Here is a 20,680-nt window from a genome sequence, read left to right on the forward strand (position 1 = left end):
CGCTGTGCTTGCGCTGCGCGTCATCCCCTGCCTCGACGTGAAGGACGGCCGCGTCGTCAAAGGCGTGAACTTCGTGGAGCTGCGCGACGCCGGGGACCCGGTGGAGCAGGCCCGCGCCTACGATGCCGAAGGCGCCGACGAGGTCACCTTCCTCGATATCACCGCCAGCCACGAGAACCGGGACACCATCCTCGACGTCGTCTCCCGCACGGCCGCGGAGGTCTTCATCCCGCTGACCGTCGGCGGCGGCGTGCGCAGCGTGGAGGATGCCAGGCGCCTGCTGCTCGCCGGTGCCGACAAGGTCTCGATCAACTCGGCGGCGGTCGGCGATCCCGACCTGGTGCGCCGCGCCGCCGAGGCCTTCGGCAGCCAGGCCATCGTGGTCGCGATCGACACCCGCAGGCGCGAGACCGGCGAGGGGTGGGAAGTCTTCACCCATGGCGGCCGCCGTGGCACCGGCATCGACGCGGTGGAATGGGCAAGGCGGGTCGAAAGCCTGGGTGCGGGCGAGATCCTGCTCACCTCCATGGACCGCGACGGCACGAAGCAGGGCTTCGACCTGCCGCTGACCCGCGCGGTGCGCGCGGCCACGCGCCTGCCCATCGTGGCCTCCGGCGGCGTCGGCACGGTCGGGCACTTCGTCGAAGGCGCGCGGGCCGGGGCAACCGGGCTGCTCGCCGCATCCGTCTTCCACTACGGGGAATTCCGCATTGCCGACGCCAAGGCCGCGCTCGAGGCCGCCGGCCTGCCGGTGCGCCACGCCCCCCGACACATGAGGGCTGCCTGATGGCCAAGATCGTGAAGAAGAAGGCCGTCGCCGTGAAGACCGCGAAGAGGGCGGTGGCGAAGAAGCCGAAGCTGCCGCTGCCCAGCACCCTTCCGGTGGCGCCCGCCACCGCCAAGGCCAAGGCGCCGAAGACCCTGCGCAAGGCGGAGAAGCGCATCCTTGCTCCGCTGACCACCGCGATCGAGGGGGCGGAGGCCGGCATCCTTGACCGCCTGTGGGAGGTGGTGGAGGACCGGCGCCGGTCGGGCGACACCATGACCTCCCATTCCGCCCGGCTGATCGCCCGCGGCACCGCCAAGGTGGCGCAGAAGCTGGGCGAGGAAGCGGTGGAGTGCGTGATCGAAGCCGCGATCGGCAACCGCAAGGCAACGGTGCTCGAGAGCGCGGACCTGCTCTACCACCTGGTGGTCGTCTGGGTGGATGCCGGCATCCGGCCGCAGGAGGTCTGGGGCGAACTTGCGCGGCGGCAGGGCATCTCCGGCATCGCCGAGAAGGCGTCGCGCCCGCAGGGCATCCTCCGTGCCGCCGGGACGCGCAAATTGCCGTGACCCCGCCGGCCCTGCGCGAGGCGCGGCCGGCCGATGCGGCAGCCATTGCCGATCTGCTCCGCGCTGCGTTCGGCGGCCGGGCCGAAGCCGAACCTGCCGCCGCACCCGCAGCGAGGTTCGCCACGCTTGCGCCTTCGGCGTGGCGCGACAGGATGCGGCACCCGAACCAGGAGCCCCGCCATGTCCGTGACCGGACTGCCCCCCTATGACGATTCCAACGTCTTCGCCCGCATCCTCCGCGGCGAGATCCCGGCGACGAAGGTGCACGAGGACGATCACGCCCTCGCCTTCCGCGACATCAACCCGCAGACGCCGGTCCATGTGCTGGTGATCCCGAAGGGGCGCTACGTGTCGCTCGCGGATTTCAGCGCCAGCGCATCGGAAGCCGAGATCGCCGGGTTCTGGCGCGCGGTCGGGAAGGTCGCGAAGGACCTCGGGCTGGAAGGCGCCGGCTACCGCGTGCTCACCAACATGGGCGAGGATGGCGGGCAGGAAGTGCCGCATTTCCACGTGCATATCTTCGGTGGGCGGCGGATCGGGCGGATGGTGCCGAGGGCCGAGTAGAAGGTCGGGGGAGGAGAACTTCCCCCGGATCCCCTCCCTTTTCTGTCACCTGGTGCCGGCTGCGGCCGTCAGTCTCCAAATGCCAAGGAAGGGAGGGGGAGCGGGGGAGGTTCTCCTCCCCCGCATCTCCGACTTTGGCCGAGGCGTGGCAGCGGCAGTCGTGGTCGCTCAACCGCGCTCCGCTTCGCCTGCCAGCGCCAGGGCGCGGGCATAGACCTCCCGCCTCCGCAGGCCTGTCGCGGCGGCGACGCTGGCCGCGGCGTCGCGCAGGCTCATCCCGGCCGCGAGGGCATCGCGCAGGCGCTCGTCGAGCTCGCCCTCGCCGGCCGTCTCCTCCGGCGCCGGGCCGACCACCACGCAGATCTCGCCCCGAGCCTCGGCCGTGGCGTAGTGCGTGGCGAGATCGGCGAGCCTTCCCCGCCGCACCTCCTCGAAGCGCTTCGTCATCTCCCGCGCCACGGCGGCGGGGCGGTCGGGGCCGAAGGCCCCGGCCATGGCGGCGAGTGCCTCGCCCAGCCGGTGCGGTGCCTCGAAGAAGACCAGCGTGGCGGACAGGCCGGCGCGCTCGACCGCGCGCAGCCGCGCCAGTTCCGCCGCACGCGGCCCGGCCTTGGCCGGCAGGAAGCCGAGGAACAGGAAAGGGTGCGGCGGCAGGCCGGACAGCGCCAGCGCGGTGACCGCCGCATTCGGCCCGGGCACGGCGGACACCGCGACACCCGCTTCGATCGCCGCGCGCACCAGCCGATAGCCCGGGTCGCTGACCAGCGGCGTGCCGGCATCCGAGACCAGCGCGAAGCGTTCGCCCGACTTCATGCGTTCGACCAGCCTCGGGGCTTGCGCCGCCTCATTGTGATCGTGCAAGGGGATCATGGTTGCCGCGATGCCCTGGCGCGCGAGCAGGCCGCCGGTCACTCTGCTGTCCTCGCACAGCACGGCGTCGGCGTCCCTGAGCGCCGCCAGCGCCCGCGGCGAGAGGTCGCCGAGGTTGCCGATCGGCGTCGCGACGAGCACAAGGCCCGGCGTCGCCGGACCACCGGGAGGATCCACGGACCGTGTCCCTTCTGCCTCGCCTACGCCTACCACGCCGTCTTCCCGTGCTGATGCTCGGTGCCCTTGTGGGCCTCGCGGCATGTGGCCCGCAAGCCTCCGGGCCGATGACGGCCGGGCCGCTGCAGGAGCCGCCGCGCAACCGGATCGCGCTGCTGCTGCCGCTGACCGGCCCGCAGGCACCGCTTGGCGCCGCCATGCAGCAGGCTGCGGAGCTCGCGCTGTTCGAGCGCGGCAACCGCTCGGTCGATTTCCTGCCGATGGACACCGGCGGCACCACCTCGGGCGCGGCCGCGGCGGCACGGCGCGCCGCCGGTCAGGGCGCGCGCGTGATCGTCGGGCCGCTGACCGCGGCGGAAACCTCGGCCGCCTCGACGCCCGCGCGGGCGGCGCGCATTCCCATCCTTGCCTTCACCAACGACGCGGCGCAGTCCGGGCCGGGTGTCTGGACGCTCGGCGTCACGCCCGCGCAGCAGGTGCGGCGCGCCATGGGGGCGGCAATGGCGGGCGGCGCGCAGCGCTTCGCCCTTGCCGCGCCGGACGACGCCTTCGGCCGCGCCCTGGCGACGGCGATGCGGCACATGACCTCGGAATGGGGGCTGCCGGACCCGGTGATGGTGATGCACCCGGTGCGCGCGAACGGATCGAGCGTGGCGCAGGACCTCATGGGCCGCGCCTCGGGTGGGGTCGATGCGGTGCTGATCGGCAGCACAGGCGCGCTGGCGCGGGGGGTGGCCGGGGGCATCGCGGCCGCCGCGACCCCGGCCCCGCGCATCCTCGGCCATGCGCTTTGGGCACAGGATGCGACGCTCGGGCAGGAGCCGGCGCTGCACGGGGCGCTCTTCGCCGCGCCGGACCCACGCAGCCGCGCGAGCTTCGACTCCCGCTACGAGGGCGCCTTCGGGGAACGCCCGCCGCGCCTCGCCGGCGTCGCCTACGATGCAGCCGGCGTCGCCGCGCGCGTGGTGCTCACCCCGCGCGGCCAGGCTGGCCCCAATACCGGGGAGGTTTTCGACGGCGTGGACGGCCCCGTGCGGCTGCAGCCCGAAGGCCAGGTACAGCGCGGCTTGGCGCTCTTCGCCATCGAACCGAGCGGCGAGGCGCGGATGGTCGAACGCGCACCGGTGCCCGGCACCGCCGGATCCTGACTTTCGCCGTGCTGGGGGAACGGCCGGCCGCCGGCGCGTGGTTGCGCTCGAGCCTGCTTGTCGCCGGCCCGCCTTCCGCTGTGCTGCTGGCGATGATGGCGACCGGCGCCGTCGCGCCGCGGCCGGGCTTCGTCGCGCTGGGCGTGACGCTGGCCAGCGGCGCGGTGGTGGCGCGGCTCTGGCTCGGCCATCTCGGGCGGCTGGCACTGCAAATCCGCGCCGCGGCGTCCGGCGGCGCGGTGCCGAGCCCGACCGGCCGGCCGCTGATGCCGTCTGTGCAGCAGGTGGCGGACGACGTCACGCGCCTTGCGCGCAGTCTGGAGGAACGGGGGACGCTGGTCGAACGGCTGCGCCGTGCCGATGCCGCCATCATCGAAGCCCTGCCCGACCCGTTGCTGGTGCTCTCCGCCGAGCGCGTGCCGCTGCGCGCCAACCGCGCAGCGCGGGAGATGCTCGGCCCTGCCCCGGCCGCCGCGGCCCCGGCCGATGCCGCGGCCCTGCTGCGCCACCCCGCGCTCGCCGAGGCGCTGGACCACGCCTATGCGGCCGGCACGCCGGCGCTGGCGGATCTCGCTTTGGCCGTGCCGGTGGCCCGCGACATCGCCGCGCAGGTCATCCCGATGGACCCGCCGCTGGCCGATGGCGGGCGCGTCATCGTGCTGCTGTCCGACCGCACGCGGGAACGGGCCGTCGAACGCATGCGCGCGGACTTCGTGGCCAATGCGAGCCATGAGCTGCGCACGCCGCTCGCCAGCCTGATCGGCTTCATCGAAACCTTGCGCGGCCCCGCGGCCGACGACCCCGCGGCGCAGCAGCGCTTCCTCGAGATCATGGCCGAGCAGTCCGACCGCATGCGGCGGCTGATCGACGACCTTCTCGGCCTTTCGCGCATCGAGCTGACGGAGCACCAGGCACCCTCTGGCCGCGTCGACGTGGCGGCGCTGGCGCGGGCTGAGGCGGATGCCATGGCGCCGATCCTGGCAACGCGGAAGGCGCGGCTCGAGCTGGAGGTGGCGCCGGCCGCCGCCGAGCCGGCCGATGCCGACCAGCTTGCGCAAGTCATCCGCAACCTGCTGGAGAACGCGGTCCGACATGGGCGGGACAGCGGCCATGTCCGCCTCTCGGTGGCGCCTGCCACGGCGCCCGACGGACGCGCCGGCGTGAACCTGGCCGTCGCCGACGACGGGCCGGGGATTCCACGCGAGCACATCCCCCGGCTGACCGAACGCTTCTACCGCGTGGACAGGGGCCGGTCCCGGCGGGCAGGCGGAACGGGGCTCGGGCTCGCGATCGTCAAGCACATCGTCAACCGCCACCGGGGGACGCTGACGATCGAGAGCGAGGAAGGCGTCGGAACCACCTTCCGGGTCTGGCTGCCGGGGGCTGAGGCGAGGTGACGGCGGCACCCCGCCCTGGCGGGCGGGACCGCCGGCCGGCCTGGCGCGGGTTCGGCATCCGGCAGGGCGGCACGGCACCGCCCGCGGTGCCGCGCCCGCGGGGGTCCTACCGCCGAAGGGGCGCCGTCAGGCGAAGGCGTAGTCGCTCGCGCGTAGAGAGAGCACGCCCGAGAGCTCGAAGGTCTCGCCCCCGATCGTCCAGAGATCGCCGCCGGCATTCGCGAGCACGGCGCCGGGTGCGAAGCCTTCGAAAAGCAGCAGGTCGCGGTCCGCATGGGCGTGACGGGCGGTGTCGAAGTCGCGGATGACGTCGCCGTCGATCTCGCCGGCCCGCAGCACGAAGACATCGCGCCCGCCATGGCCCGAGAGGTCGTCGGCGCCGGCACCGCCATCGATCGTGTCGGCGGAGCGAGCGCCGTGGATGGTGTCCTCGCCCGCGCCGCCGGAGAGCGTCGTGCGAGCCAGCGAGCCGACCCAGGACCAGCAATCATCGAGGTCCAGGACGATGCGATCGTCGCCGGCGCCGGCATCGACCTCGTAGCGCGACGGGCGCCAGGCCAGGCCGGTGTCGCCATCGATGCGGATCGTGTCGTCGCCGGCGCCGGTCACGATCGTGGCCTGCCTGGCATCCTGGAGGCGGAGCGACAGGTCCTGGCTGCGCGTCAGGGTCAGGTCGACCGTCGCGAAATCCTTCACCGTCAGCGCACTGCCGACGAAGTCGGTCACCGTCACGCCGTCCACGCCGAGGATGCCGGCATCGCGCAGCGTGGCCACGCCCGGCTCCTGCCAGTCCAGCCGCGCCTGTGCGCCGAAGAAGCCGCCGACGGTCCGGCCGTTCTCCAGTTCGACGCGGAGCACGGTGACGTCCCCGTCGGTCTGGAGGAAGCGCCCGAGATCGGCGCCGGTGCTGTCGTCCAGGTCGGCGCTGTCCTGCACGCCGACCACCGCCGTGTTCCGGTAGAGCAGGGCGGTGGAGTCGAGGCGGCCCGCGGCGAGGGCGAATTCGATCGCCTCGGCGGGCCGCAGGTCAAGCCCCACCAGCAGCGGGTCGTGGTCGGAGGTGCGGTAGGGCGTGCCGCCGTCGAAGATGGCGGGATCGCGACCGAAATCGGTATTGTAGTCGAGCGCATCCGCCTCATCGGCGTTGATGCTCCAGGGCTCCGCGCCGGTGACACGGTCGAGCAGCGAGCCCGAGGCGAGCACGTGGTCGAGCGAGCCGGTCTGCCCGTCGAAGACGTAGGAGTGGTCGCCCGGCTGTTCGAGGTTCACGTAGCCCGCATCCTCGAGGATGCCGATCGCGTCCTCCCGCGCATAGGCGTTGAGGTCGCCGATGATCAGCACATCCTCGTCGCCCGAGCCGGTCGGGTCGGTGTCGAGCCATTCGGCGAGGGCGGTGGCGGCGAACTCGCGCTGCTGGGTCCAGTTGCCCTGGCCGTCGAGCGCATCGGCATCGGCCCCGGTGCCGGTGCCGCTCTTGGACTTGAAGTGGTTGACGGCGACGGTGAAGGTCTCGCCGCTGTCGAGATGCTCGAAGGTGGCGGCGAGCGGCACGCGGCTGGTGTTGAGCCCGTTGAAGACGCCGCCCACCGTGCTGTCGTCGATCAGATGCTGAAGACCGAGGCCGGCGAGGTCGGAATCGTCGAGGGTCGCGACGGTCGTGCCCTCGGCGAGGCGCACCGCGTCATTCCGGTAGATCATGCCGACCGCGATGGCGTCGCCGCCGAGGAAGCGCGTGTCCGGGTTGACCCAGGACCAGACCTCGGCGCCTTCCAGCGCGTTGAGGCCGTTGACGATGGTTTCGATCGCGTTGCCCGGGGCGCCTTCCAGGAAGTCGTTCTCGAGCTCGATCAGGCCGATGACCTCCGCATCGATCGCGGAGAGGGTGGTCAGCAGCTTCTCGAACTGGCGCTCGTATTCGGCGGCGCTGTTGGCGCCGCGGGAGTCGAGGCCGAGGGCCGTGTTGTCGCTCGGGTCGGAGTTCGTGCTGTCGTCGCCGGGGTTGCTGTTCAGCGTCGGGAAGAAGTTCAGGACGTTGAAGGAAGCGACCTGCAGCGTGCCGCCGACATCGGGCGGCGTCTCGGGGCGTTCGGTGACGCTGTCGAAGCTGTTCTCGCCATCGACGGTCGAGCGGATGCGCCAGGTCGAGCCGGATGAGGAGAAGCCCGCCCACTGGTAGTCCAGCACGCCCGAGAGATCCGTCACCTGGTCGCCGATGCGCGGCGCGGTCGTGGCATCGTAGGTAGGGCCGAATCCGTCGAGGTTGGCGATCGGCAGGTTCTGCGCGTTCTGCCCATCGTCATAGACGATGGTGCGCGCGCCGAGCTCCTGCAGATGCTGGGCATAGCCCTCGACCGAGGGGTCGTTGTCCTGGGTGAAGGAGGTCTCCCGGTCGCCGGCGACGAGGCGGATCTCGTTGGAGCGGTCGAGGTTGAACTGCTCGGAGATCGTCAGCGTCTGCGGGATGGTGACGCGCATGCCCTCGAAGGCTTCGAGGTCCGGCTGCCAGGCGCCGTTCTGGTTCAGCGTGACGTCGGCGGCGGGCAGCTCGATGACCGCGGCGGTCGGCAGCTCATGGCCGGAGCCGAGGACCGTGACGGACTGGGCGTTGAGCTGCGTCAGGCCGAAGTATTCGCTGACGGTGCCGGTGACGAGCACCTTGTCGCCGATCGCGACATCGGCGAGCAGCGCGTTCTCGAAGACGAAGATGCCTTCGGAGGTTGCGGCGTTGCCATCGGCGTCGGCGTCCTCCTCCTGCAGGAAGAAGCCGCGCAGGTTGCGTGTTGCGTCGCCGTCGCCGGTCTGGAAGTCGCCGACGACGATCGCCTCGATGGTGACGGTCCGGCCGACCATGGTGCTGGTGTCGCCGGCGCCCTGCACCTCGCTGATCCGCGTGACCGCGATGTCATCGTTGCGGATGGTGCCGGCGGCGCTGGCCGTGCCCAGCACGGCACCGCCGGTCGGGTCGGACAGGACGACGGTGAAGCCCTCATCCGCCTCGGCCTCGGTGTCGCCGGCGACCGCGATGGTGATGGTCTTCTCGGTCTCGCCTTCGGCGAAGGCGACAGTGCCGCCAAGCGGACCGGCGAAGTCGTCGGCGGAAGCCTGACCTGCGCCGCCCGGCGCGATGACGGTCCAGCTCGCGCCGGCCTCGCCCGCGCCGTTTGCGCGGGTGACGGTGAAGGTGAAATCCGTGGTGCCGGCATCGCCCTCGGCGTTGTCGGCGCCGGCGGCGATCGAGAGGGTTTCGACCGGCACGCCGGTGGAGGTGACGAGGATGTCGTCGATGCCGACCCACTCGTCATTGCCCGCGGCGTTGGTGGTGATGATGCGGACCTGCACCTGGGCCTGGTCCTCGGCCGCGGTCGGCAGCACGACGCTGACCGGCGTGACCAGCGTGGCGAGGGAAGGGCCGGCGGTCGCATCCGCGACATAGGCGGACGGCAGGTCGGTCCAGCTGCCGGCCTCCCCGAGGCGGTACTGCACGGCGACCTGCTGCACGGCGTTGTCGGTGGAAGCGTCGAGGTCGCGCAGGTTGAAGCTCAGCGTGACCGCGCTGCGCGCCGTGGTATCGAGGAAGAGCACGAGATAGGGGGCATCCGCCGTACCCGAGCCGTTCAGCGCGACGGTCGGATCCGCAAGTTCGAACTCGGCGAGGCCGCCGGCCGTGTAGGTGGAGGGATTGGTCTGGTTCGCGTTGACGTCCAGGACCTGCAGCGGATCCGCGCCGAGAAGCGTCCGGGGATCGACGCCGGTCGCCGTGGTGAGGTCGTCGCCGCGGTAGCCGACGATGGAGGCGACGCCGTTCCAGTCGTCATTCGCGGCGATGAGCCCGGAATCGCTCCAGTTCTGGCTGAAATCGCCGGCGGCGAGGACGTGGTAGGTCGTGCTCATGCATTCCTCCAGGCGGGGCCGGCGGGGCGGCGCGGCGTCGGGCCGGGAAGGTGTCCGGTCCGACGGCCTGATCTCAAGGTGACGGCCGGTTAAGATTCCGCGTCGCTCCGGAGAAGGAACCGCGACTTGCCGACTGCGGCCGCCGCGGTCACCCTGGGCGCTCGCAGCGGAGAGGATTGATGGCGCAGCGGCAGATGCATCTCGGCGTGTTCGTGCTCGGCACCGGCAACCATATCGCCGGTTGGCGGATGCCCGGCGCCTATGATTCCTTCCAGTCGCTGCCTGTCATCCAGCACATCGCGCGCATCGCCGAGCGCGGCTGCTTCGATCTGCTCTTCCTTGGCGACGGGCTGCAGGCGGGCGTGAACGACCATCCCTCCTTCACCGCGCGGTTCGAGCCGATCACCATGCTCTCGGCGCTCGCCGCGACGACGACGCATCTCGGCCTCGGCGCGACCATGTCGACCTCCTACCAGGAGCCGTACAACGTCGCGCGCTTCTTCGCCTCGCTCGACCACCTGAGCAGCGGACGCGCGGCCTGGAACGCGGTGACGAGCTCCAACCCGCGCGCGGCGCCGAATTTCGGGCGGGAGCATCCGCCGCATGAGGCGCGCTACCGTGTCGCCGAGGAATTCGTCGATGTGGTGATGGGCCTGTGGGATTGCTGGGATGACGGCGCGATCGTCGCCGAGCGCGACACCGGCCGCTACATCGACGCCTCCAAGGTCCGCAGCCTGGACCACGAGGGCGAGTTCTTCCGCGTGAAGGGCCCGCTCAACATCGGCCGCTGCCCGCAGGGGCGGCCGATCATCCTGCAGGCGGGGTCGAGCGAGCCCGGGCTGAACCTCGCCGCGCGCACCGCGGATGTGGTGTTCTCGGTGGTGCAGGATCTCGATGAGGCGAAGGCCGCCTATGCCGCGCTGAAGTCACGCATGCCGCGCTACGGGCGGCGGCCGGAGGAGATCGCGGTGCTGCCCGGTGTCATGCCCATCCTGGGGAGGACGCGGCAGGAGGCGCGCGACACGCTCGACAGGCTGCAGTCCTTCGTCACCTCGACCAATGCTGCGTCGCTGCTGTCCTCGCGCCTCGGCGTCGATGTCTCGGGCTTCCCGCTCGACGAGAAGGTGCCGGACCTGCCCTTGCCGGACACCTCCCACGGCTTCGCGCGCGCGATGCTGTCCAAGGCGCGGCGGGAGGAGATGACCTGGCGCGACCTGCACAACCTGACCGGTGCCGCGCGCGGCCACTGGGTGATAGCCGGCACTGTCGCCGACATCGCCGACACCTTGCAGGAGTGGTTCGAGACCGGCGCGGCAGACGGCTTCAACATCCTGCCCGCATGGTTCCCCGGCGCCTTCGACGGCTTCGTGGACGAGGTGGTGCCCGAGCTCCGGCGTCGCGGCCTGTTTCGCACGGCCTACACCGCAACGACTCTGCGCGGCCACCTGGGCCTGGAGACGCCCGCGAACCCCTTCTTCCCGAAATAGCCGCGCCGGCGCAGGCGGCGCGGAGGTGCCGGAGAAGGTGGGGGGATCGGGGGGAGGGAACTCCCCCCGACCTTCCCTCTCAATGCGCTCCCTTCCCGACAAGGAGGCGCGTCGCCACCGGGATCGTCGCCGCCCCCACGATCAGGCCGACCACCCCCGCGAGTGTCGCGCCGATGATCCATTCGAGCGCGCCGTGCCCGGCCGCCGCCGCGATGTCGTGGATCAGGTGCGGCAGGGCGCCGAGGCCGAAGGCTTCCATCCCGTGCAGGATGATGCCGCCGCCGACCCAGATCATCGCTGCCGTGCCGATGATGGACAGGACCTTCAGCAGCACCGGCATGCCGCGCACCAGGCTGTTCCCGACGGCCCGGGCCGCGCCGTTGCCGCGCCGCGCCAGCGCCACGCCGATGTCGTCCGCCTTCACGATGATCGCGACCACGCCGTAGACGAGGAAGGTGATCACCACGCCGACCAGCGCCAGCACCACGGCCTGGGTGCCGATGCCGGCCTCCGGCATGGAGGCGAGGGTGATGGCCATGATCTCGGCCGAAAGGATGAAGTCGGTCTTGATCGCGCCGGCGACCTTGGCGTCCTCGAGGTGCTGCGCGCTCGCCGGCGCTGCGGCGGGGGCGTCCTCCTGCGCGGCGTGGGGGAAGAGCCATTCGGCGACCTTCTCGGTGCCCTCGAAGCAGAGGTAGATGCCGCCGAGGACGAGCAGCGGCGTGATCGCCCAGGGCGCGAAGGCCGAGAGCGCGAGGGCCGCGGGCAGCAGGATCAGCAGCTTGTTGCGCAGCGAGCCGAGCGCGATGCGCCCGATGATCGGCAATTCGCGGGAGGCGTCGAAGCCGACGACGTAGCGGGGCGTCACCGCGGCGTCGTCGATCACGACGCCGGCGGCCTTGCTCCCTGCCTTGCCGGCATGGAGCGCGATGTCGTCGATGGAGGCCGCGGCCACCTTGGCGATGGCGGCGACGTCGTCCAGCAGGGCGAGCAGTCCTGTACTCATGCGAGGGTTCCCGGGGCTTGCGGCCCGGGAACCCTCGCAGAAGGCGGCGCCGGCTTCAATCCGGCGCCGAAGCGGTCATCATTGGGTCACGCGAAGCGCGGGAACAGGACGTTGTTCTCGAGGTGCACGTGCTCCGTCAGATCCTCCGCGAACTTGCGGATGCCGGCATAGAGCGCGCGCCAGGTGGTGCAGGCGCCTTCGGGCGGGGTCGCGTCGCTGGTCAGCGCGAGGATGCGCCCCAGCCGGTCGCCGTGGTCGTCGTGCTCGTGACGCATGACGGCGATCGGACCGCCGGCCATGGCGCCTTGTCCGGCGAGCATCATGGGGAAGAGGATGCGCTCCTCCTTCATCATGTGGCTGGCCATCTCCGCCTCCATCTCTTCGAGCAGGTCGGCGAGGCCCGCGGGGACGTCGGCATTGGCGCGGTGCACCGCCTCGACGCGGCGGGCGAGGCGGACGAGTTCCGGCAACTCCCGACGATGGACGGCGTGGTAGCGTTCGAGGATGCGGCCGATCAGCGTCTCGGTCGGGAGATCGGCGTCCGCCGGGGCGGCATTGCCGTCGAGGGCGGCGAGTTCCGTCTCCAGCGCCGCGAGGTCGAGGCCCTTGGCCGCAGCGGCCTCGGCGAGCGGCACGCCGCCGCCGCAGCAGAAATCCATCTTGCGCGCGCGGAAGACCGCGGTGGCGCCGGGCAGGCTGGCGGCGATGTCGGACAGGGTGCGCCCGGCGAGGCCCTGGGATGCGGTGGGGATCATGCGTCGGCTCCTGCCCCGCCCGATGCGGGGCGCTGAGGTGGCGTATGGCGCGTGGGCAGCACGCCATCGGCGACGGCGATGCCCATTTCCAGGCTGCTGGCGATGGTGCGGGCACGGGCGGTGAGCAGCGCGGCGCCGGCTTCGGTGCAATGCTCGGCGACGGTGGCGGAGAACAGCGCGAGCCAGCGGGCGAAATGCGCCGGCGTCAGGCCGAGGCCGAAATGCGCGCGCATCGGCTGGCCGTGGTAGCGCCCGGTCATCAGCGCGACCGAGGACCAGAAATCGCTGACCTTCGCGATGTGGTCGTCCCAGTGCGCGACGCGGGCGAAGACGGGGCCGAGCAGGTCGTCGGCACGGGCGCGGGCGTAGAAGTCGCGCAGCAGGGCGGTGATGCCGGCGTCGCTCAGGCCGGTCGCAGCGGCGATCTCGGCGGAGAGCGCGGCGCGGCGGGCCGCGCCTTCGGGGATGGGGGCGCTGGGCTGCATATTGGTATCTCCAATACCAATTAAGCTGCCCTGCGTTTCTGGTATCGTCAATACCAATTCAGGATCCATCCCGATGCGCCTTCTCGCCGCCACCGATTTCGCCCTGCGGGCGCTGATGCGCCTGGCCGCCGAGCCGGAACGGCGCCTCTCGACCGAGGTGCTGGCGCGCGAACTCGGCCTGTCGCGCAACCATCTGCACAAGGTCGTGCAGTCGCTCTCCGCCGCCGGGCTGGTGCGCACGCTGCGCGGCGCGCAGGGCGGCGTCACGCTGGCGCTGCCGCCCGAGCGCATCAGCATCGGCGCGGTGGTGCGGCGGATGGAAGAAGGCCAGGCGATCGTCGAGTGCTTCCGCGCCGATGGCGGCGCCTGCAGTCTGACGCCGCGCTGCCGGCTCAAGGGCGCGCTGGCGGGGGCGGAGGCGGCCTTCTACCGGACGCTCGACGGCATCACGCTCGCCGATTGCACGCCGGCCGGCACGCTGGCGCCGTTCTGATGCCGGCGCCGGCAGCGTGGCGCGCCGCGCAGGTGTGGCGGCTGCATGCAAGACCCGAACGCGGATACCGGGTTGACCGAAAGCCGGCCGGCATCAGCCGGTCGTCAGCCCGCCATTGATCGCTGCCGAGACGAGCGACACGACGATCGCGCCCAACGCCGCCGCCCAGAAACCGGAGATGGTGAAAGCCGGCACCAGCCAGGCAACCAGGGCCAGCATCCCGGCATTCACCACCAGCACGAAGAGACCGAAGGTCAGGATGGTGATGGGGATCGAGAACAGCAGGGCGACCGGCCGGATGGTCGCATTGACGATGCCGAGGACGATGGCGGCGAGCAGCAGGGTCCGCCAGTCTCTCGCCTCCAGCCCCGGCACGATGGAAACCGCAACCCACAGCGCAACCGCCATGATCACGGTGCGCACGATGAAGCCGAGCATCCTGCCCCGCTCCTCCCCCTTAATGCCGCCCGGGTGATGGCGCCGGTGCGGGTGGTTTGTCCTGCCCCAATCCGGGCTGCCCGGCGGTTTCGCGCCGGACATGAACTGTCCTATGACGGGCGGCCGGCAAGGCAACGCACCGACCTTTCTCGAATTCCTTACCGCAGGATCCCCGCCCGCGCCATGACTTCCGCCACACTCGCCGGGGCCGGCGCCCTGCTGCTCTGGGCATTCCTGGCCCTGCTGGCGCGCTCCGCGAGCGGCCTGCCGCCGCTGCAGCTCACCACGCTGGGATTCGCCGTGGGCGGGCTGCTCGCACTCGGCGTCGTGGCGGCGCAGGGGCGGCTCAAGCTGTTGCGCCAGGGTCGCCTGGCCTGGGTCCATGGGGTGGGCGGGCTGTTCGGCTACCACGCGCTCTATTTCGCCGCGCTGGCCCTGGCACCGCCGGTCGAGGCCAACCTGCTCAACTACCTCTGGCCATTGCTGATCGTGCTGCTCTCGGGTCCGGTGCTCGGGCTGCATCTCGGACCGCAACGCCTGGCGGGCGTCGGCTTCGGCTTCGCGGGCTGCGTGCTGCTGGTCGGCGCCGGCGCGTCCTTTCCGGCCGGAGCGGCGCTTGGCTTCGCTTGCGCGCTCGGCTGCGCGGTGGTCTGGGCGGTCTATTCGGTGACATCGAAGCGCATGGCGGCGGTGCCGACCGAAGCTCTCGCCGGCTTCTGCCTGGCGACGGCGGTGCTGGCCGGCGTCGCGCATCTGGCCTTCGAGACGACAGTGGTACCCGATGCGCGGCAATGGGCATCGGTTCTGGCGCTCGGCGCGGGACCGCTCGGCGCGGCGTTCTTCCTGTGGGATGCGGGGATGAAGCGGGGCGATCCGCGGCTGCTCGGCACGCTTGCCTATGCGGTGCCGGTCGCCTCCACGCTGCTGCTGGTGGTCGCGGGGGAAGGGGTGCTCGACTGGCGTACCGGCGCCGCGGCGGTGCTGGTGGTGGGCGGCGGGATCCTGGCGGCGACGGCGAAGGGTTGAGAGCCCGTTCGAGAATGCGCCATTCGGCGCATGCTCGTGTCCGGCACCGGCCCGCACGCCCACCTGGCCACCCTTTCAGGATGCTGTCGTCGGGCGGCCGGGAAGGGGTGCGGGCCGGTGCCGGACGTTCTCGAAGGGGCGCTGAGCTTCAGCCGCATTCGTCGCTGACGATCCGGCCATCGACCAGGTGGATCCGCCGCGTGGTGCGCCGCGCCAGTTCCGCGTCGTGCGTCACGACCACCACGGCGCGCCCGTCCTCCCGCGCCAGGCGGGCGAAGATGTCGAAGACCGCCGCGGCATTCCTGGTGTCGAGATTGCCCGTCGGCTCGTCGGCGAGCAGCAGCGCGGGGTCGTTGGCGAGGGCGCGGGCGATGGCGACGCGCTGGCGCATGCCGCCCGAGAGCTGCTCCGGCAGCTTCGCCGCGGCCTCCGCCAGGCCCAGGGCATCGAGCAGCGCCATGGCGCGCGCCTCCGCCGCCGCTGGTTTCAGCGCGCCGCGCCGGCGGATCGGGATCAGCACGTTGTCGAGGGCCGAGAACTCCGGCAGCAGGAAGTGGAACTGGAAGACGAAGCCGAGCCGCGCGAGGCGCAGTGCCGCGAGCTCCGGCGCCGGCAGCGCCGCGGTGTCACGGCCTTCCAGCAGCACGCGCCCTTCGCTCGGCCGGTCCAGCAGGCCGAGCAGGTAGAGCAGCGAGGATTTCCCCGAACCCGAAGGGCCGGTGATGGCGACGAACTCGCCGCCCTCGATGGACAGGGAGATGTCGCTGACCAGGGTGACACCTTCCGCAAGGCGCTTGGTCACGCCCTCGGCCGAGAGGAGGGTCATGGGGAAGGTCGGGGGAGGGGAACCTCCCCCGAACCCCCTCCCTTCCCTGTCACCTGGTGCCGGCCTCCGACGTCAGTTCCCAACGGCCAAAGAAAGGAGGGGGATCGGGGGAGTTCACTCCCCCGACCTTCCTTCACGCTGCCCCCCTGACGACCTGCACCGGATCGAGCCGCGCCGCCCGCCGAGCCGGAATCACCGCGGCCAGCGCCGCCGACGCCACCGCGAAAAACGACGCCACCGCGAAGATCCGCCAGTCCCGCGCCAGCAGGAAGCGGTCGTTGCCGGCGGGCGTCTCGGTCTGGAAGCGCACCTGCGCGAGCCCTTCGATCATCAGTTGCCCGAGCACACAGCCGAGCGCCGCCCCGAGGACCCCGGCGATGATCCCCTGCACGAGAAACAGCCGCTGGATGTCCCCTTCCGTGAAGCCGAGCGATTTCAGGATGGCGATGTCGCGCGTCTTCTCGAACACCACGGTGGAGATGATGTTGTAGATGCCGAAGGCGGCGACCAGCAGGATCGCGCCGGTCACGCTGTACATGATGGCGTTCTGGATGACGAAGACCGTGAGGATGTTGGCGTTCTGCTCCTCCCAGCTTTCGGTGCGGTCGCCGAAGCGCGCCTCGATCTGGCGGGCGAGCGGTTCGGCCTGCGTCACGTCCGCCAGCCGCAGCAGGATCTGGTTCACGACGTTGGGCCGGTCCTGCAGCACCTGGTTGACCTTGAGCAGCGCATATCCGGTCGTCTGGTCCAGCGTGACGATGCCGGTGTGGAAGATGCCGACGATCTTCATCTGCAGCGACACGCCGCGCGGCGAGACGGCGATCACCGTATCGCCGAGCTGCACGCCGAGCCGCTGTGCCAGCGTATCGCCGATGATCAGGCCATTGGCGGCGGAGCGCAGGTCCTCGAGGCTGCCGCGGATGAGGTCCTTCTCGAGATTGGCGACACGGCGGTAGCGCGGCGGGTCGATGCCGGTGATGGTGACCGTGACATCGCGCGCGCCATAGCGCAGCAGGGCCGATCCGGTGAGGATCGGTGCCGCGGCCGCGCCCGGGATGGCTTCGAGGATGGCGAGCTTGTCGCCCGAGGCGCGAATGCCGCGCACGCGGTCCCGTGGCTTGACGCCGTTCACCGAGACGGCGCCGTCCGTCACCGCCATTTCGGCCGCCTGGGGCAGGGGCGTGCGGGTTTCGTCCTTGATGACGATGTGCGGCTGCACGTCGATGACCTGCTGGATGAAGTAGGTCTGGAAGCCGCGCATCAGCGAGGCGATGGCGATGAAGAAGGCCACGCCGAGCGCGACGCCGAGCACGCTGACCAGCGTCTGCCGCCGGCGGCGTGAGAGCATGCCGCGCGCGAGGTCGAGGATCAGCTTCACGGCGCCATGCCCATCACGGCCGCAGCCGCACCGCCTGCCCGCTGGAGAGCCCGGCCGGAGGGTTGAGAACGACCGCTTCGCCACGGACCAGGCCGCGCAGGATCTCGACGGCGCGGGGTCCCTGCACGCCCAGCTCGACCGTGCGGGATTCGACCGTCTCCTGCCGCACGACGAAGACGCGGCCGTCGCGGATGGCGGCGGGCGGGATCAGCACGGCATCGTCGGTTTCCCGCAGGACGATGTTCGCCTCGACCGTCATGCCGATCATCAGCGGAGTGTCGTCAGGCAGGGCCAGGCGGACGCGGTAGGCCTTGCGCGACGCATCGCCCTTGGGGGTGATCTGGGCGACGGTCGCAGTCAGGACGCGGCCGGGGAAGGCGTCGGCACGCAGCAGCACGCGCTGGCCTTCGCGCACCTGGGCTATGTCTTCCTCGTCCACTTCGGCGGTGATGCGCAGCGGGCGGGGCTCGCCGATCCAGAACAGGGCGGCGGGAGTGTCGACCACCTCTCCCACCTCGGCATCGCGGCGGAGCACCAGACCGTCGGAGGGCGCGCGGACGACGTAGTCGTCGAGGCGGCGCTGCGCGGCCTCGGCGGCGGCGCGGACTGCGCGGGCCTCGGCCTCCGCTCGGTCGAGGGCGGAACGGGAGGCGACGTCGCGCGTGACCAGGGTGCGGATGCGGGTGAGTTCCTCCTCCGCGAAGCGGGCGCGGGCCTCGGCTTCCACGGCGCGGTGCTGGGCTTCCCGGTCGTCGAGGCGGGCCATGGCCTGGCCGGCGGTGACGCGCCGGCCTTCTTCGACCAGGACCTCGGTGATGCGGGCACGGACGGCCGGGCCGACCTTGGCCCAGGTGACCGGTTCCACGCTGCCGGTGGCATAGATGGCGCGCAGTGCCGGGCCGCTGGTCGCCAGGGCGATGGAGACGGCCGGCGGCAGCGCCCACCAGACCCAGGCGGCGCCCGCGGCGACGGCCAGGAGGACCAGGAGAAGGATGCGGCGGCGCATGGCGGCGCATGACTTAGCACGGGGCGGGGGGCCTGGGGATGAAACCCGGTTGCGGGTGGGCGCCCTGACGGGTAGAAGGCGCCGCCCGGATCGTGCAGGGATGCACGGCGGCAGGGGCCGGCATAGCTCAGTGGTAGAGCAACTGATTCGTAATCAGTAGGTCCGCGGTTCAAATCCGCGTGCCGGCACCATTTTTTCAAGGACTTACGGCCTTTTTCCGGTTTGCGCCCCGGCTGGGGTTTGCAGTCCGGTTTGCAGAGGCATTCACCACCCGTTCGATGGCGGCCTCCAAGGAACGCTGGACCGGCAGGGTGTGAAGGGCGATCACCTTCCCGGTGCCTCCGCTGGCCTCCCACTGCTCGACGGCCGCAAGGGCGAGTTCCGAGCGCCTCGGGATGTAGGTGTCGAGAATCCGCTTGGTCGTTTCGATGCTGTGTCCGGACAGGGACGCGATCTGGTGATCGGGGACGCCCGAGAGTGCCAGTTCGACCATGCCGGTCCTCCGGAGGTCGCGCCGCTGAAGCCCGATGATCAGGCGCTTGCGGATTTCCATCTTCGCTGTTTCGCGCGCCTGCTTACGGCGACGAGACGGAAGGGGGTTCGCCTTCATGAGGCGACGTGCAAGTCGGATGTTGGCGCGGGCGACGTTCTTGTCCCACGCGCCCGCGAACGAGTCGTAGGTCCAAAGCGTCCCGTCGGGCGACGGACACAGGTACTCGCCGTCGATATGGCTGAGGCTGGTACGTCGTGGAAGCCCAACCTTCCAGGATCGGCGCCGAGGCCTGCCAGCGCCAACCACCGCAGGTGCAGCGGTCGCCATCGCGAGGCTCGCCCTGTACGTCCGACCAAGCCACCCGCCGGACATCCGCGACCACGCGCCACCATCCTGAAGCGCGCGCGCCACCGCTCACGGAATAGTAAGCATTTTCCCCGATCATCGTTGGCGTGGGGCGGGCCGGCACGGTCCGGCAGCCCCTGCATCGTTTGCGCCGCGCAGAATGCGCGAGGGGAAGCTAAAATGGCCTTTTCGATGGTCGCGACCTACATGCTGGTCGGCGTATTGGGACTCTGGCTCATTCTTCGCGGGCTCGGGAATGCTCTTGCGTGGTACGCGGACTTTCTCGATCGCCTTGAAGATGCCCGCCTTCCGCCGCCGGTCATCTTTGGTGATACTCCCCGAAGCCCCCAGAACACCTGGGGTTGACCGGTGCTGGCGAGATGGGGACGTCCGGTCGCCGCCTGATGGTTTCGCGCGGCCGCGGCTCCTAGAGCAGATCCCGATCAGGTGGAGTCACTGATCGGGCAAAGATGCTCGCGAAAACAGAAGGCTGGAGCGGTTGCCGTGTGCCAAGGCGAACGGAAACCGCGCTAGCCTGGGGGTTCGCGGCCTGTTGCCGCGGCGAGCCTTGGGTCGCTTGGACACAGGAGGAGTGCCGAGCCGGCGGACGTGCCCGATCCTCCGCCCGCGGCCGCGATCGTCCGTCAGCCGCCATCGTTCTCATCACCGGCGCGCGCACCGACGCCATCAGCCGCGGGATGCCTGCCTCCAACAGCGAGACCCGGCGTACCAGAATGTGGCGTCCATGCCGGCCACGCTCCCCAGGGCTTGCCGAACCGTCATGCGACGGCGCTAACATTGCGACGTTGCAATCAAAACGGAGAGCAGTCGCATGGCACCAAAACTCGCCGCCGAATTTCTCGGCACGCTCTGGCTCGTGCTCGGGGGCTGCGGCTCGGCGGTCCTGGCGGCCGCCTTTCCGGATGTGGGCATCGGGCTGCTCGGCGTGTCCTTCGCCTTCGGCCTCACCGTGCTGACCATGGCCTTCGCGATCGGGCATGTCTCGGGCTGCCATCTCAACCCGGCGGTCACGCTCGGCCTGGTGGCAGGCGGACGCTTCTCGGCCGGAGAGGCAGTGCCCTACATCATCGTGCAGGTGCTCGGCGCCATTGCGGGGGCGGGGATCCTCTATGTCATCGCCAGCGGCAAGGCGGGCTTCGAGGTCGGCGGATTCGCCGCCAACGGCTTCGGCGACCATTCCATCGGCAAGTACAGCATGAACGCGGCGCTGGTCACCGAGTTCGTGATGACCTTCTTCTTCCTGATCATCATCCTGGGCGCGACGCATTCGAAGGCGCCGGCGGGCTTCGCGCCGATCGCGATCGGGCTCGGCCTGACGCTGATCCACCTGATCAGCATCCCGGTCACCCAGACCTCGGTAAACCCGGCACGTAGCACGGGGCCGGCCCTGGTCGTCGGCGGGTGGGCGCTGCAGCAGCTCTGGCTGTTCTGGGTCGCGCCGATCGCCGGCGCGGTGGTGGCGGGAATCGTCTCCCGCAGCTTCTGGCCGGATGACAAGGCCTGATCAGGCTGCGGTTTGAGGGGGCGTCGCTCCCTCAA

General features: G+C 71.0%; 20 protein-coding genes and 1 tRNA gene. 11 read left to right on the forward strand and 10 right to left on the reverse strand.

What is annotated here, in order from left to right; all coding sequences use genetic code 11:
- Nucleotides 1-4: 4 nt before the first annotated feature.
- From hisF to GXW74_RS15035, 3 genes are all read left to right on the forward strand, one after another.
- A complete protein-coding gene (hisF, locus tag GXW74_RS15025) occupies nt 5-787 on the forward strand; it encodes an imidazole glycerol phosphate synthase subunit HisF (RefSeq protein WP_211847332.1) in 783 nt (260 codons plus the stop codon).
- Nucleotides 787-1,335, forward strand: coding sequence for a phosphoribosyl-ATP diphosphatase (locus GXW74_RS15030; protein ID WP_246523387.1), 549 nt, complete (start codon nt 787-789; stop codon nt 1,333-1,335). Before hisF ends, GXW74_RS15030 begins: the two co-directional genes overlap by 1 nt.
- A gap of 180 nt (nt 1,336-1,515) precedes the next feature.
- Nucleotides 1,516-1,899 carry a histidine triad nucleotide-binding protein gene (locus tag GXW74_RS15035; RefSeq protein WP_211847333.1) on the forward strand — a complete coding sequence of 128 codons (384 nt, stop codon included), beginning with the start codon at nt 1,516-1,518 and terminating at the stop codon, nt 1,897-1,899.
- Between the two features lie 168 nt (nt 1,900-2,067).
- Here GXW74_RS15035 and rsmI read toward each other — a convergent pair whose 3' ends face one another.
- Nucleotides 2,068-2,946: a 16S rRNA (cytidine(1402)-2'-O)-methyltransferase gene (gene rsmI, locus GXW74_RS15040; protein ID WP_338148245.1), complete on the reverse strand. Its 879-nt coding sequence runs from the start codon at nt 2,944-2,946 to the stop codon at nt 2,068-2,070.
- Between the two features lie 107 nt (nt 2,947-3,053).
- On the opposite strand from rsmI, the gene GXW74_RS15045 reads away from it, so the two are divergent.
- Nucleotides 3,054-4,094, forward strand: coding sequence for a penicillin-binding protein activator (locus GXW74_RS15045; RefSeq protein WP_211847335.1), 1,041 nt, complete (start codon nt 3,054-3,056; stop codon nt 4,092-4,094).
- An 8-nt stretch (nt 4,095-4,102) separates the two neighbouring features.
- Nucleotides 4,103-5,491 (forward strand): ATP-binding protein, encoded by a 1,389-nt coding sequence (locus GXW74_RS15050; protein ID WP_338148246.1) that lies wholly within the window; start codon nt 4,103-4,105, stop codon nt 5,489-5,491.
- Nucleotides 5,492-5,617: 126 nt separating this feature from the next.
- Here the strand turns inward: GXW74_RS15050 and GXW74_RS15055 are convergent, their stop codons facing one another.
- Nucleotides 5,618-9,382 (reverse strand): ExeM/NucH family extracellular endonuclease, encoded by a 3,765-nt coding sequence (locus tag GXW74_RS15055; protein WP_211847336.1) that lies wholly within the window; start codon nt 9,380-9,382, stop codon nt 5,618-5,620.
- Between the two features lie 179 nt (nt 9,383-9,561).
- Between GXW74_RS15055 and GXW74_RS15060 the strand changes: the two genes are divergently transcribed.
- A complete protein-coding gene (locus GXW74_RS15060) occupies nt 9,562-10,869 on the forward strand; it encodes an LLM class flavin-dependent oxidoreductase (RefSeq protein ID WP_211847337.1) in 1,308 nt (435 codons plus the stop codon).
- Between the two features lie 79 nt (nt 10,870-10,948).
- On the opposite strand, the gene GXW74_RS15065 is transcribed toward GXW74_RS15060, so the two are convergent.
- The 3 genes from GXW74_RS15065 to GXW74_RS15075 form a co-directional block, all read right to left on the reverse strand.
- The gene (locus tag GXW74_RS15065) at nt 10,949-11,875 is read right to left on the reverse strand and encodes a DUF808 domain-containing protein (RefSeq protein WP_211847338.1); all 927 of its coding nucleotides are present in this window, start codon (nt 11,873-11,875) and stop codon (nt 10,949-10,951) included.
- Nucleotides 11,876-11,961: 86 nt separating this feature from the next.
- Nucleotides 11,962-12,630: an iron-sulfur cluster repair protein YtfE gene (gene ytfE / locus GXW74_RS15070; protein WP_211847339.1), complete on the reverse strand. Its 669-nt coding sequence runs from the start codon at nt 12,628-12,630 to the stop codon at nt 11,962-11,964.
- On the reverse strand, nt 12,627-13,115 hold the full coding sequence (locus tag GXW74_RS15075; protein ID WP_246523389.1) for a group III truncated hemoglobin: 489 nt from the start codon (nt 13,113-13,115) through the stop codon (nt 12,627-12,629). The genes ytfE and GXW74_RS15075 overlap by 4 nt, the downstream gene beginning before the upstream one ends.
- Nucleotides 13,116-13,188: 73 nt before the next feature.
- On the opposite strand from GXW74_RS15075, the gene GXW74_RS15080 reads away from it, so the two are divergent.
- On the forward strand, nt 13,189-13,608 hold the full coding sequence (locus tag GXW74_RS15080) for an RrF2 family transcriptional regulator (RefSeq protein WP_211847340.1): 420 nt from the start codon (nt 13,189-13,191) through the stop codon (nt 13,606-13,608).
- Nucleotides 13,609-13,701: 93 nt separating this feature from the next.
- Here GXW74_RS15080 and GXW74_RS15085 read toward each other — a convergent pair whose 3' ends face one another.
- The gene (locus tag GXW74_RS15085) at nt 13,702-14,046 is read right to left on the reverse strand and encodes a phage holin family protein (protein ID WP_211847341.1); all 345 of its coding nucleotides are present in this window, start codon (nt 14,044-14,046) and stop codon (nt 13,702-13,704) included.
- Between the two features lie 183 nt (nt 14,047-14,229).
- Between GXW74_RS15085 and yddG the strand changes: the two genes are divergently transcribed.
- Nucleotides 14,230-15,072, forward strand: coding sequence for an aromatic amino acid exporter YddG (gene yddG, locus GXW74_RS15090; protein ID WP_211847342.1), 843 nt, complete (start codon nt 14,230-14,232; stop codon nt 15,070-15,072).
- A 148-nt stretch (nt 15,073-15,220) separates the two neighbouring features.
- Here yddG and GXW74_RS15095 read toward each other — a convergent pair whose 3' ends face one another.
- The 3 genes from GXW74_RS15095 to GXW74_RS15105 form a co-directional block, all read right to left on the reverse strand.
- Nucleotides 15,221-15,898, reverse strand: a complete 678-nt coding sequence (locus GXW74_RS15095) for an ABC transporter ATP-binding protein (RefSeq protein WP_211847343.1) — start codon at nt 15,896-15,898, stop codon at nt 15,221-15,223.
- 133 nt (nt 15,899-16,031) lie between these two features.
- Nucleotides 16,032-17,276 carry an ABC transporter permease gene (locus GXW74_RS15100; protein ID WP_338148247.1) on the reverse strand — a complete coding sequence of 415 codons (1,245 nt, stop codon included), beginning with the start codon at nt 17,274-17,276 and terminating at the stop codon, nt 16,032-16,034.
- A 13-nt stretch (nt 17,277-17,289) separates the two neighbouring features.
- On the reverse strand, nt 17,290-18,282 hold the full coding sequence (locus GXW74_RS15105; protein WP_211847344.1) for an efflux RND transporter periplasmic adaptor subunit: 993 nt from the start codon (nt 18,280-18,282) through the stop codon (nt 17,290-17,292).
- A gap of 116 nt (nt 18,283-18,398) precedes the next feature.
- Between GXW74_RS15105 and GXW74_RS15110 the strand changes: the two genes are divergently transcribed.
- A tRNA-Thr gene (locus tag GXW74_RS15110) sits at nt 18,399-18,473 on the forward strand.
- Nucleotides 18,474-18,478: 5 nt separating this feature from the next.
- On the opposite strand, the gene GXW74_RS15115 is transcribed toward GXW74_RS15110, so the two are convergent.
- Nucleotides 18,479-19,102 carry a hypothetical protein gene (locus tag GXW74_RS15115; RefSeq protein ID WP_211847345.1) on the reverse strand — a complete coding sequence of 208 codons (624 nt, stop codon included), beginning with the start codon at nt 19,100-19,102 and terminating at the stop codon, nt 18,479-18,481.
- Between the two features lie 198 nt (nt 19,103-19,300).
- Here GXW74_RS15115 and GXW74_RS15120 point away from each other — a divergent pair, with 198 nt between their 5' ends.
- Together GXW74_RS15120 and aqpZ are read left to right on the forward strand one after the other, a co-directional pair.
- Nucleotides 19,301-19,486 carry a hypothetical protein gene (locus tag GXW74_RS15120; protein ID WP_211847346.1) on the forward strand — a complete coding sequence of 62 codons (186 nt, stop codon included), beginning with the start codon at nt 19,301-19,303 and terminating at the stop codon, nt 19,484-19,486.
- Between the two features lie 466 nt (nt 19,487-19,952).
- Nucleotides 19,953-20,645: an aquaporin Z gene (gene aqpZ, locus GXW74_RS15125; protein WP_211847347.1), complete on the forward strand. Its 693-nt coding sequence runs from the start codon at nt 19,953-19,955 to the stop codon at nt 20,643-20,645.
- The last annotated feature ends 35 nt before the right edge of the window (nt 20,646-20,680 follow it).

This window comes from Neoroseomonas eburnea (assembly GCF_018129005.1).
GTDB classification, from domain to species: Bacteria; Pseudomonadota; Alphaproteobacteria; order Acetobacterales; family Acetobacteraceae; genus Neoroseomonas; species Neoroseomonas eburnea.

What these genes read in the sequence shown, in the direction of transcription:
- GXW74_RS15030 (WP_246523387.1), top strand. Translation starts at nt 787, where the DNA reads ATGGCCAAGATCGTGAAGAAGAAGGCCGTCGCCGTGAAGACCGCGAAG.
- GXW74_RS15035 (WP_211847333.1), top strand. Translation starts at nt 1,516, where the DNA reads ATGTCCGTGACCGGACTGCCCCCCTATGACGATTCCAACGTCTTCGCC.
- GXW74_RS15045 (WP_211847335.1), top strand. Translation starts at nt 3,054, where the DNA reads ATGACGGCCGGGCCGCTGCAGGAGCCGCCGCGCAACCGGATCGCGCTG.
- GXW74_RS15055 (WP_211847336.1), bottom strand. Translation starts at nt 9,382, where the DNA reads ATGAGCACGACCTACCACGTCCTCGCCGCCGGCGATTTCAGCCAGAAC.
- GXW74_RS15060 (WP_211847337.1), top strand. Translation starts at nt 9,562, where the DNA reads ATGGCGCAGCGGCAGATGCATCTCGGCGTGTTCGTGCTCGGCACCGGC.
- GXW74_RS15065 (WP_211847338.1), bottom strand. Translation starts at nt 11,875, where the DNA reads ATGAGTACAGGACTGCTCGCCCTGCTGGACGACGTCGCCGCCATCGCC.
- ytfE (WP_211847339.1), bottom strand. Translation starts at nt 12,630, where the DNA reads ATGATCCCCACCGCATCCCAGGGCCTCGCCGGGCGCACCCTGTCCGAC.
- GXW74_RS15075 (WP_246523389.1), bottom strand. Translation starts at nt 13,115, where the DNA reads ATGCAGCCCAGCGCCCCCATCCCCGAAGGCGCGGCCCGCCGCGCCGCG.
- GXW74_RS15080 (WP_211847340.1), top strand. Translation starts at nt 13,189, where the DNA reads ATGCGCCTTCTCGCCGCCACCGATTTCGCCCTGCGGGCGCTGATGCGC.
- GXW74_RS15085 (WP_211847341.1), bottom strand. Translation starts at nt 14,046, where the DNA reads ATGCTCGGCTTCATCGTGCGCACCGTGATCATGGCGGTTGCGCTGTGG.
- yddG (WP_211847342.1), top strand. Translation starts at nt 14,230, where the DNA reads ATGACTTCCGCCACACTCGCCGGGGCCGGCGCCCTGCTGCTCTGGGCA.
- GXW74_RS15095 (WP_211847343.1), bottom strand. Translation starts at nt 15,898, where the DNA reads ATGACCCTCCTCTCGGCCGAGGGCGTGACCAAGCGCCTTGCGGAAGGT.
- GXW74_RS15105 (WP_211847344.1), bottom strand. Translation starts at nt 18,282, where the DNA reads ATGCGCCGCCGCATCCTTCTCCTGGTCCTCCTGGCCGTCGCCGCGGGC.
- GXW74_RS15115 (WP_211847345.1), bottom strand. Translation starts at nt 19,102, where the DNA reads ATGGCGACCGCTGCACCTGCGGTGGTTGGCGCTGGCAGGCCTCGGCGC.
- GXW74_RS15120 (WP_211847346.1), top strand. Translation starts at nt 19,301, where the DNA reads ATGGCCTTTTCGATGGTCGCGACCTACATGCTGGTCGGCGTATTGGGA.
- aqpZ (WP_211847347.1), top strand. Translation starts at nt 19,953, where the DNA reads ATGGCACCAAAACTCGCCGCCGAATTTCTCGGCACGCTCTGGCTCGTG.